The sequence below is a fragment of the Pseudomonas sp. GW821-FHT07G06 genome (assembly GCF_058986625.1).
This window is the reverse complement of record NZ_JBYSVW010000017.1, coordinates 167297-177873: the sequence shown is the minus strand read 5'-3', so window position 1 is coordinate 177873 and position 10577 is coordinate 167297. Positions and strand designations below refer to the sequence as shown.

Below are 10577 nucleotides of genomic sequence, written 5' to 3'. Positions count from 1 at the left end.
CGGGGTGTCAGGCTCCCCGCATCATCGTTGACCTCCATCGCGAGCAAGCTCGCTCCTACAGGCCGGGCGGCGTTCCGCTCTTCCAGGTAACCCGCTGTAAAAGCGGAATCATAGGCGGCCGCCACCAACAAAATCCGCCAGCCCGCCATCGCCAGCAAGCCGGCTCCTGCAGTTATCGGGGCTCCCCGGAATTACGTGAACAACCAAAAAAACCGATGACGAAGCCCGCTATCGAGCGGGCTTTATTGCCTTTGGCATCTGGCAGTCCGGATCAGACCATGCCGACAAATGACAGGATAAACAGGACGATCACGACGGCGCCAACGAGGTAGATAATATTGTTCATGACTTCACCGCTTCATTTGGGTTGAGGGAAGAAACAGGGGTGTCTAAACAGCTGACACCCTCGTTCGCGTTTCCGTTCCGTTACCCTTGCAGCAGGAGCGATCCAGAGGCTTTTGGCTTGCCGGCGCGCGACCGTGCAAAAAATGCTGATGCCAGGCGGACCTAGTCGCGACCGGGCACCGAGCTAAAGCCTGAAAAGCACGAACTCAATCGTCTGGCGGTATGGCTCAGTTCTTCTTCTTGATTAATTTGTTCATGTAGTACTTGAGGCTGAAACGATCTTTGGGTCTTGGTTTGTAGTGGGTTTTGTTTCTTTGCGCGGGATCGATCGCCAAGGTGCCCGCGGTATAGTAATAAAGCGCGATAGACCGGCGAGTAATGTGCTCTGGGGTCGTCAAAGGCTCCGGGTGCCCATGGTTGCTGTCTTTGTCTGTGTTGAAAACGACGCAGCGATTGTAAATGGGCAAGACCTTTTTAAGACAGGTTTTCATGTTGACATCCCAAAGTTCCAAGTTGCCTCCATACTCCTCTTTCCAGTCTTCGTTCAGATAAATAATAATATTCAGTCTGCGCTCGACGTTAAGCTTTTTGTTGAGCCTGAAGTCCGAGTGCACCCCCAGGAAACCGCCACTTTTTGTTTCGTGCAGACCGCCACCGGTGAAGTAGGGGTCAGGTATCAAGCCTTCGATGCCTGTTAACTTTTCAAGAAACTGCAGCATGGGTGCCGAGTTGAAAGCATTGAAGACAGTCTTTAAAAATGGAGAACATTCGTTTGGACTGATTTGACGTTTTCGTTGCCCTTTGTAGCCGCGCTCGTAGAGCATTTCGTTGTTGGTTGGCTCGACCGGGAAATTCGAGCAAATGCTTGCAATCAGGTCTTCGTGCAGGAAGTTGTCGATGACGATGTGCGGAAAGGGCGTAGCCTGAACATATTGGCCAGTCAATGACTCACCAAAGGCGCTGGCGTCGTTCTGGTCGAAATCAAGCTCCGGTGAGAGGGTGATGGGTAGTGCCTGAGTGATGACTGCCATTATTGCTCCGATAACTTGATGTAACGACCTGCGGGTGACTGACTCATACGTGTCGGCGTGGCTTAAGCCTTGCCGTCACCCTTGTTCAGGCGCTTAAGTATATTATTGTACATTTTGGTTCGTCTATGAGTCTTTCCATAGCCGCCAGTCGCTGCGACAGTCCCCGCCTGGATATGATCAAGATAACTGAAAATTTTACGTGGCGATAAAGTCTCAACGACATAACCAAGCTCGGTCATCTGGTCTTGAAGGGTATATCCAGGAACACGATCATCCATCGAAAAGTGCATGCCGTGCTGCTTGACGAGTTTGCAGTTCCACAATGTGAAGAAGCTCTTCAAGTAGACTTCTTTGTATGGTTTTGGTTCTCTGGAACGTAATCCCATGGAAATTTTAAGGCGTCTGTAGTGGTGTTTGAATAGTCGCGAGCTATAGCGCCAGACAGTTCTCGCGGTGCCACGATTCAATTGCTCTACACACCCGACGGCTACGACTTTTTTATTATTGATGCACTTGTTCATTATCATCGGAAAAATATTTTTATCGAAAACAAACGTATCGGTATGCATCAAGAGCAAATAATCGGTTTCAACCCGCTCCAACACCATGTCGAGTGCCTTGCCGTGCGCGATATGGCCTGCTTCCGGTTCGGAAATGGATCGTTCGATTAAATTGATCCAGTCAAGTGTTCGCAAGTATTGAGTACTTTCATCGGCCGAGTAGTTGTCGACCACCCAGACTGGGACGTTCTTGTCACCCACGTGCTGGTGCAATAACTCTAAGCATATCTTGGTGATTTCCGGTGTCTTGTAATTCACTATGACGATGCTGAAATTATTGGGGAAGTCAGTCGGAGGGCTAGTACTGTTCATTGTTCGGGTGCTCAATGATATTGTATTTATAGGTGGGGGCGATTGAGTCCGTGTCCGGTTTCGCGTATTTGCCCGCGCAAGATTTTTCGTCTGTAAAGCTCAATTTTCAAGTCGCCTTGTCATGCACTAAATTTACATGGCTTACTCGCGCCTGAGGGAGAGCAGTGGATGCGGGCCTCATCGTATAAGGATCCTCTCTATAGGTAAATATCCACGAAATAGTTCGTTACATCGGATGGGGGGGAATGAGTTCATCCGGGGTAGGGGGACTGGATTCTATCTCAAGGTGAATCGGAGCCGCGGTCCGGACAAGAAACCGCGGCGACCGATCAATCAGGCGGCGGGCAACACGCCTTTCTGTTTGGCGACATGGGTCGCCAGTGCGTCCATCAAGTCCGGGGACAGGCAGTCGTAGGGTTCCAGGCCGATCGAGCGCAAGCGCTCGCGGATAGCCTTCATTTGCGCTGGCGGTGTGCCGGTTTCGATGATGGAGGACACGAACGCCGCGAATCCCGGCGCCGCCCATCCGCGCTGTGGCGAAAGCTCGGTGTGGACGAAGTCCAGGCCATAAAACGCATGGTCCTTGTTCTCGATGCGCCCGAAGAGATGGGTGTGACACTGCTTGCAGGCGTGGCGCTGGATGGTGGCGGCTTCGTCGACAATCGCCAGTTTTTCGCCGTGGGCAATGACGCTGACCTTATCTCGAGGCACCACGGCGATGACGGCGAATATCGCGTTTTGTGGTTTCCAGCATTTGCTGCAACCGCACGCGTGGTTATGCAGGGTTTGTGCGTCGATCCTGACCTCGACCTTGTCGGTCGCACACAGGCATTGCAGGGTACCGCCTGTGAAATTCGCGGCGGCGGGTTGGATACCATTGTCCAGTGCAGGGTGGAGTTGCAGGGTGCTCATGCTGGCGTCTCCGTTTCAGGGGGCAGACAAAGGTGCCTGGGGCCGTGCCCCAGACCATTGGATCAGCGGATTTTGAAAAGGACACAGTGCATAAACGAGTGACCTCCTTCGGGGCGACCGGTTGGTTACCCAGATCAAGAATAGTCTGCGATGACGCCTTGAGCGCGGCCAGGCTCACCTCACCGCAGCCGCAAGGTTTCAAACAGCGCGCGGTCCTCTTTTTTTGCCGAGCGCGCATGGCGCCGAATCACCTGCAACAGGCATTCGGTGAAGCAGACTGCCGGGTTGCTCAGTGCGCCATTGCGGCGCGTCACGATGCTCAGCTGCCGGGGCTCGAACTGCTCGGCGAGCTCCAGGGATACCACACGCCCCAGAAATGGCGGGGCGGTGCTCACGATGGAAGGCCCCCAGGTGCACATGTCGGCCCGCTCGACCATCATCTGCAAAATGGCCAGTGAATGAGCGCGCAGGATTCGATTCTCGTCAATCTGCGCGCCGTGTTTCCAGAACAGTTCCTGCATCAGCCCATCGTGCCCGTCCGGCGCGTAGTTCAGGGTCCAGTTTTCTTCCAGCAACTCGTGAATCGATCGCGCATGCTGTCGGGCGTGACCTTCGCGGACCAGCACCGAGGTCTGGTAATCGAGCAAGGTTTCGCTGGCGAATTCCTGGGTCGACTGGGTGGGATGGAGTTGGCCAATCGCGAAATCCATGCTGCCGTCGCGCAACAGCGGTTGGGCAACGGCCATCAGGCTTTCATACAGCTCCAGCCTGATTTGTGGCATCCGTTCGCGAAAAACCGACACGACTTCGGGCAGGAAGGTCAGGGCGACCCATGGGGTGATCCCGACGCAGAGCCGGCCCTGGGCCTTCCCGCGCATGTGGTCAAGCTCGGTTTGTGCGTGCTCCAGTTGCTTGATCACCAGCCGGGCGTGAGTCAGCAGCACTTTGCCGTATTCGGTGAAGTTCAGACCGCTGGCGGTTCGGGTAAACAGCGGTAACTGCTGGCTGGTTTCCAGCTCGCGCAGCGCTTTGGTCACCGCGGCCTGGGAAATCTCCAGCGACCGAGCAGCCGCGCGGATGCTGCCGGTTTCGGCGCTGGCAATCAGCGCCTGTAATTGATGCAGTTTCATCTGCTCACCCTGGTGACAACTCATGGTTGTCATCATAACCAAACTGCGCCTCCCCAGCCCAGCGCCAGTTCCCTAAGATCGAGCCCAACAGCGCTTTTGCTGCCGTACAGCCCCTGTCGAAGGAGAACACTGATGAATGCCGGTTTGGTCCTGCCTGGTATTGCCGCGATGCAAGATGAAATGATCGCGATACGTCACAGCATTCACGCGCACCCGGAGCTGGGTTTTGAAGAATTCGCCACCAGTGAGCGGGTTGCAGCGTGTCTGACTCAGTGGGGCTTTGAGGTCAGCACCGGGGTGGGCAAGACCGGGGTCGTTGCCACCCTGAAAAATGGCGAGGGTCGGTCCATTGGCTTGCGCGCCGACATGGATGCGTTGCCGATCCAGGAAACCTCCGGTTTGCCTTATGCCAGCCGGATAGACGGTGTCATGCATGCCTGCGGTCACGACGGTCATACCGCCATCCTGCTGGCGGCGGGTCAGTATCTGGCCCGGACACGGGCATTCAACGGCACCGTGCACCTGATTTTCCAACCGGCGGAAGAGGGGCTGGGTGGGGCCAGGAAAATGCTGGAGGAAGGACTGCTTGAACGGTTTCCGTGTGACGCGATCTTCGCCATGCATAACGTGCCGGGTTACCCCGTCGGGCATTTGGGTTTTTACAGCGGACCGTTCATGGCGTCTGCCGACACGGTGAACATCAAGATCATCGGCAACGGCGGCCATGGCGCAGTGCCGCACAAAGCCGTCGACCCGGTGGTGGTCGGCGCCTCAATCGTGATGGCCCTGCAAAGCATCGTCTCGCGCAACGTCAATCCGCAGGAGATGGCGATCATCACCGTGGGCTCCCTGCATGCCGGGAGCGCTTCGAATGTCATTCCGTCCAGCGCCGAGATGAGCCTGAGCGTACGCGCCCTGACCCCCGAGGTTCGCCGGTTGCTGGAGGTCAGGATCACCGAATTGGTCAAGGGCCAGGCCGAGAGTTTCGGCGCCCGGGTCCACATCGATTACCAGCATTGCCATCCGGTATTGATCAACGATCCCGAACAGACGGCATTTGCCCATGAGGTCGCCCACGAGTGGCTGGGAGATGCACACCTGATCGATGACTTGCGGCCATTCACGGCCAGCGAGGACTTTGCCTTTGTCCTGGAAAAGTGCCCCGGCAGCTATCTGGTGATCGGCAACGGCGAGGGCGAAGGCGGGTGCCTGCTGCACAACCCCGGCTATGACTTCAATGACGGCTGCCTGCCGGTAGGCGCGAGCTATTGGGTCAAGTTGGTCGAACGTTTTCTGAGTTGAGACGGCGCATTTTCATCCGTTGTGCCTGTAAAAAACCTACGGTCTGAGAGGAATAAAAATGAACAAGATGATTGCAGCCGTTTCCCTGGTGTTCCTGACGGCCTCGAGCCTGGCGGGGGCGGCCGACTGGTCCGGCAAGGTGTTGAAGCTGGGAGTCGACCCGACGTACCCACCGCTGGAGTACAAGAACCAGGATGGCACGCTGACCGGCTTCGGGGTCGACATCGCCGAAGCGTTGTGCGCCGAACTGAAAGCCCGCTGCGTCTGGGTGGAAAGCAGTTGGGACGGGATGATCCCGGCACTGCTGGCGCGCAAGTTCGATGCGGTGGCGTCTTCGATGACCATCACCCCCAAACGCCTTGAGCAGATTGCGTTTACCGACAAGGTGTCCAATGCACCGGCACGCCTGGTGGCCAAACGTGGATCGGGATTACAGCCGACCCTCGAATCGCTCAAGGGCAAGCGCATCGGTGTGGAGCAGGGTTCCACCCAGGAGTCCTATGCCAAAGCGGTTTGGGGTTCCAAGGGCGTGGACGTTCTGTCCTATCAGAATCAGGACCAGGTGTACGCCGACCTGGTAGTAGGGCGACTTGATGCCTCGTTGCAGGGTGCCATTCAAGCCAGTTACGGCTTCCTGAAAACCGCGGCGGGTCAGGACTATGAATTTGCCGGTGCCACTCTCGAGGACCCGGGCTTCTTCGGTGTCGGCGATGGCCTTGGCCTGCGCAAGGGCGATGTCGCGTTGCGCGAAGACTTGAACAAAGCCCTGGCCACCATTCTCGCCAACGGTACTTACGCGCGGATCAACGACAAGTACTTCGACTTCGACGTCTACGGCTCCCGGTAAGGCGTCGTCGTGACCTTAAGCAGGGCGCTTGTTCGAGCGCTCTGTTGCCCCCTTCACCTCACCCTAACAAGAACAAGGAGAGTGAGATGCTTCTGGAAGGTTTTGGCCCGCAGATCCTGCTGGGCACCCTGGCTACCGTCAAACTGGCGCTTTGTTCATTGCTGATCGCCGTCCTGGCCGGGCTGATTGGCGCCAGTTCCAAGTTATCGTCCAATCGATTGCTGCGCGCATTGGCCACAGGGTATACGACCGTGATCCGCAGCATGCCGGACCTGGTGATCATGTTGCTGCTGTTCTTCAGCCTGCAGATGTTGCTCAACCGGATGACCGACTGGCTGGGCATCACTCAGATCGACATCGACCCGTTTCTGGCCGGTGTCGTGACGCTGGCGTTCATTTACGGGGCCTACTTTACCGAGACGTTTCGCGGTGCCTTCCAGGCCGTCCCGGCAGGGCAGATCGAGGCGGCGAGGGCTTACGGCATGACCCGCGGGGAAACCTTTCGCAAGGTCCTCTTTCCACAAATGCTGCGCCACGCCTTGCCGGGCATTGGCAACAACTGGCAGGTACTGATCAAGTCGACGGCCCTGGTGTCGATCATCGGCCTGACCGACGTGGTCAAGGCCACGCAGGATGCGGGCAAGGGCTCGATGCAGTTCTTTTACTTCACCCTGGTCGGCGGCCTGATTTACCTCGCCATTACCACGGTCTCCAATGGCGTGTTGCTGTGGCTTGAGCGCCGCTACTCGGTCGGCGTCAGGAAGGCTGCGCTATGACCGCCATTCTCGAAAACTACTGGCAGGCTTACCTGTGGAGTGACGGGCCGCACTTTTCCGGGCTGGTGGTGACCTTGTGGTTGCTGATTCTGGCGGTGGCGATGGGCTTTTTGCTGGCGGTGCCGTTGTCGATGGCCCGCGTCAGCCGCAACCCGCTGCTGCGCCTGCCGGTCTGGTGTTACACCTACGTGTTTCGTGGCACGCCGTTGTACATCCAGCTGTTGTTCTTCTACACCGGGGTGTACAGCTTGCATGTGGTGCGGTCCCAGGACTTTCTCAACGCGTTTTTCCGTGACGGCTTCAACTGCACGGTGCTCGCGTTCGGGCTCAATACCTGCGCCTACATGACCGAGATTTTTGCTGGCGCCATCAGGGCGACCGCCCACGGTGAAGTCGAGGCCGCCAGTGCCTACGGAATGAGCCGGTTCACGCTTTATCGGCGGATTATCCTGCCGTCGGCGTTGCGCCGCGCGCTGCCGTTTTTCAGCAATGAAGTGATCCTGATGTTGCATTCCACTTCCGTGGCCTTTACCGCCACGGTGCCCGATTTGCTGAAGATCGCCCGGGATGTCAACTCGGCGACCTATGCATCCTTCACTGCTTTTGGCATTGCCGGCGTGTTGTACGCCGCCTGTGCTTTTTTCCTGATCTGGCTGTTTCGACGCGGCGAACTGCATTGGCTGGCCTACCTCAAACCGCGCACGCACTGACCCCTATCGGACTTGCTCGAATGTATAAATTGATCGTTGAAGATATCCATAAAAACTACGGCAACCATGAAGTGTTGAAAGGGGTTTCGCTCAAGGCCAGGGCGGGTGATGTGATCAGCATCATCGGCTCTTCCGGGTCCGGGAAAAGTACCTTCCTGCGATGTATCAACCATCTTGAACAACCGTCGGCCGGGCGCATTGTCGTCAATGGCGAAGAGTTGCTCACCCGCAGAAACCCTAGGGGCGAGTTGTGTGTGGTTGACCCCGGGCAGCTGCGGAGCCTGCGCAGCCGGTTGTCGATGGTGTTCCAGCACTTCAATTTGTGGAGCCACATGACCGTGCTGGAAAACATCATCGAATGTCCGATGAGCGTGCTCGGTATCAGTCGGGCGCAGGCACTGGAGCGGGCGCGTCATTACCTTGCCAAGGTGGGGCTGCCACAAAAAGTCGAGCTCCAGTACCCGGTGCATTTGTCCGGCGGGCAGCAACAACGGGTGGCCATTGCCCGTGCGCTGGCGATGGAGCCTGAGGTGATGCTGTTCGACGAACCGACCTCGGCCCTTGACCCTGAACTGGTGGGTGAGGTGCTCAAGGTCATGCAGCAACTGGCCGAAGAGGGCAGGACGATGGTGGTCGTCACCCACGAAATGGCGTTTGCCAGACAGGTGTCGAACCACGTCATGTTTCTGCATCAGGGGCGGGTGGAGGAGTCGGGAGCGCCAGGCACGCTGCTGGAACAGCCGCAAAGCGAGCGGTTGCAGCAGTTCCTGGCCGGGAGTCTCAAGTAGCTGCCCGTTAATCTGCGAAAGAAAGGCACCGGCGTTCAATTGCGGGTGCCCAGTGGAGACAGACTTCACAAGGGGGATTTCTGACTGCAGTGCCGAGAGAGTATTTCGACTTTCGAGTCGTGAAGGATAATTTCGAGTACTAACGTCAGCACAGCAACCGACCGGCTGCTTCTGGCCGGTAGTTGCCCTTCGCGACAGGCAGCAATGGGGCGTTTTTAGTCCCTCGCAGCAGTCAGCGTTTGACCGTTCCCGGTCGGTCATCACTGCGGCGCCTGTAGGTCAAATGGATGCAATATTCCACCCTCAAAGAGTCCGATTCTTCCCGCATTGCAATGGGTCTCGCTCATGAAGGAGGGGCCGCGGGGCGTTAGATGATGCCTACAACCTCCGTAGTCGCATGATGGCGTCCGTGATGCCTAGAGCATTCGTGTCCAGTGTTTCCATGGCGCGTTAGCGGCGGTACTCCCACTTCACTCTCAGAGAGCCACTTAGTCACCTCTTCAATGGCCGCACAAATGGCGTGCAGGAGCAGCGTTAGTGCGTCGGCTGTGGTTATTTGAAAGACGTACTGGTGCGGCTGCCGACGCAGAAGATGAATCAGATTGACGAGTTGCTGCCGCATGTGGCAACCAGCGTAATCAGCCAAAGTGGGTTTGCCAGTCGCTTACAGATGCCCGGAATGTTACCCATTAGCTAAACTGCTGACCGCTCAACAGTAGGGCTGTTGTCATATCACCGATTAATTCGGTTTTTGGTGAATATCAGCGCAAGTTCAACCGAGAAGTAGCTATTTTACGGTCTGGCTTTTTTCATGATCTCTTCTATCATTTTAAGCGTGTCCGAGCCACGCCCCTCGATAAGTTCAACATAAAAATTGCTGTAAGCATCCGAAAGCTCGCGATATTTCCGAAGGTTTGATTCATCCATGATGCGATGGCCTGGTATATCCCTTGCTTCAACTTGGGTGTTGATCTCACCACGCTCAGCTGCGGATATCAAATATTCCATTTGTTCATACAAAACCAGGGCTGCCGATTCTTGTTTTTTATACAATTCCAGTTGTTTTCGCAACTCGATTGCGGCCTGTTTTAACGCTAGAATATCCATGCTGGTTCCTAATTGTCGATTTCTCCCGCTCTCGTGATTCTACCCCCAAATTCTACCGTTGGCGCGACCTTGCTAACGAAAACTTCCGTAGGCTCAAGTGGCTTAATTTCAAAAATAGAATATCTGGCATTTTCGCTGATGACCGGCAAACCGAGTGAATCCGCTAAAGTTTTATCGGACTTAGCTGCCGCCTTCAATTCTTCCATTGTAGTGAACAATGGTGAATAGTCGGAAATGCCTTTTTCACCCACAGGTACGATCTTCACAAGCGGCGTTCTTATGCTAGTGGTAACGGGTACAGTACTTCCTGATGCCACTTGGCCAAAAACTCTCTCTAAGAGACTTGCAGATGATGCCTTAGGGTCTGCCAATGCGAGTTTAGCGATGTATTTTTGCCCGTCCGCGCTCTGGAGATAATTATGGATTTCCTGGTTACTTAAACCCCTTGGCTCAAATGTCTTTACCGACTTTCGTTTATTTTCGGCTGAAACGAATTCAGTATCTTGCTTCGCGTAAAACTCACGCATCTGATTTTCCCGCGCAAGCTTCTCAACTGAAGTGACCCCCCCCTAATCTGGCGTAAAGGAGAACCGGAGTGATTAACAGGATGGAAAAGGCAAGATCATCTCTGCGGCCAACTGTCATTCCTATCCTCGCTTTCAGCATCGTGCTTGGTGGAATGGCGTAGCGGACGCAAACATTCTTGCTTGGAGGGTCCGCTTTTGGCCGTTTTCTGCCCGTCGCAAGAGGCAGAAAA

General features: G+C 55.7%; 11 protein-coding genes and 1 pseudogene. 5 read left to right on the top strand and 7 right to left on the bottom strand.

Annotation, left to right across the window (positions count from 1 at the left end):
• Positions 1–572: 572 nt before the first annotated feature.
• The 4 genes from AC3WJW_RS24750 to AC3WJW_RS24735 all read right to left on the bottom strand — a co-directional run bounded on the left by AC3WJW_RS24750 (position 573) and on the right by AC3WJW_RS24735 (position 4290).
• Positions 573–1376 carry a 2OG-Fe(II) oxygenase gene (locus AC3WJW_RS24750; protein WP_104448481.1) on the bottom strand — a complete coding sequence of 268 codons (804 nt, stop codon included), beginning with the start codon at positions 1374–1376 and terminating at the stop codon, positions 573–575.
• A 62-nt stretch (positions 1377–1438) separates the two neighbouring features.
• Complete coding sequence (locus AC3WJW_RS24745) at positions 1439–2248, bottom strand: glycosyltransferase family 2 protein (protein ID WP_493727770.1); 810 nt, start codon at positions 2246–2248, stop codon at positions 1439–1441.
• A 333-nt stretch (positions 2249–2581) separates the two neighbouring features.
• Positions 2582–3160, bottom strand: a complete 579-nt coding sequence (gene gfa / locus AC3WJW_RS24740; protein ID WP_493727769.1) for an S-(hydroxymethyl)glutathione synthase — start codon at positions 3158–3160, stop codon at positions 2582–2584.
• A 179-nt stretch (positions 3161–3339) separates the two neighbouring features.
• Complete coding sequence (locus AC3WJW_RS24735) at positions 3340–4290, bottom strand: LysR substrate-binding domain-containing protein (protein WP_493727768.1); 951 nt, start codon at positions 4288–4290, stop codon at positions 3340–3342.
• A gap of 132 nt (positions 4291–4422) precedes the next feature.
• Here AC3WJW_RS24735 and AC3WJW_RS24730 point away from each other — a divergent pair, with 132 nt between their 5' ends.
• The 5 genes from AC3WJW_RS24730 to AC3WJW_RS24710 all read left to right on the top strand — a co-directional run bounded on the left by AC3WJW_RS24730 (position 4423) and on the right by AC3WJW_RS24710 (position 8713).
• Positions 4423–5592 (top strand): M20 aminoacylase family protein, encoded by a 1170-nt coding sequence (locus AC3WJW_RS24730; protein ID WP_493727767.1) that lies wholly within the window; start codon positions 4423–4425, stop codon positions 5590–5592.
• Positions 5593–5650: 58 nt separating this feature from the next.
• Positions 5651–6439: an ABC transporter substrate-binding protein gene (locus AC3WJW_RS24725; RefSeq protein WP_493727766.1), complete on the top strand. Its 789-nt coding sequence runs from the start codon at positions 5651–5653 to the stop codon at positions 6437–6439.
• An 86-nt stretch (positions 6440–6525) separates the two neighbouring features.
• On the top strand, positions 6526–7215 hold the full coding sequence (locus tag AC3WJW_RS24720) for an ABC transporter permease (RefSeq protein ID WP_493727765.1): 690 nt from the start codon (positions 6526–6528) through the stop codon (positions 7213–7215).
• On the top strand, positions 7212–7925 hold the full coding sequence (locus AC3WJW_RS24715; RefSeq protein WP_007978207.1) for an ABC transporter permease: 714 nt from the start codon (positions 7212–7214) through the stop codon (positions 7923–7925). The genes AC3WJW_RS24720 and AC3WJW_RS24715 overlap by 4 nt, the downstream gene beginning before the upstream one ends.
• Before the next feature lie 20 nt (positions 7926–7945).
• Positions 7946–8713 (top strand): ABC transporter ATP-binding protein, encoded by a 768-nt coding sequence (locus AC3WJW_RS24710; protein WP_493727764.1) that lies wholly within the window; start codon positions 7946–7948, stop codon positions 8711–8713.
• 378 nt (positions 8714–9091) lie between these two features.
• On the opposite strand, the pseudogene AC3WJW_RS24705 reads toward AC3WJW_RS24710, so the two are convergent.
• From AC3WJW_RS24705 to AC3WJW_RS24695, 3 genes and pseudogenes are all read right to left on the bottom strand, one after another.
• Positions 9092–9335, bottom strand: a pseudogene (locus AC3WJW_RS24705) (hypothetical protein).
• A gap of 170 nt (positions 9336–9505) precedes the next feature.
• Positions 9506–9820, bottom strand: coding sequence for a hypothetical protein (locus AC3WJW_RS24700; protein WP_493727763.1), 315 nt, complete (start codon positions 9818–9820; stop codon positions 9506–9508).
• A gap of 8 nt (positions 9821–9828) precedes the next feature.
• Positions 9829–10347: a hypothetical protein gene (locus AC3WJW_RS24695; RefSeq protein ID WP_493727762.1), complete on the bottom strand. Its 519-nt coding sequence runs from the start codon at positions 10345–10347 to the stop codon at positions 9829–9831.
• Positions 10348–10577: the final 230 nt, after the last annotated feature.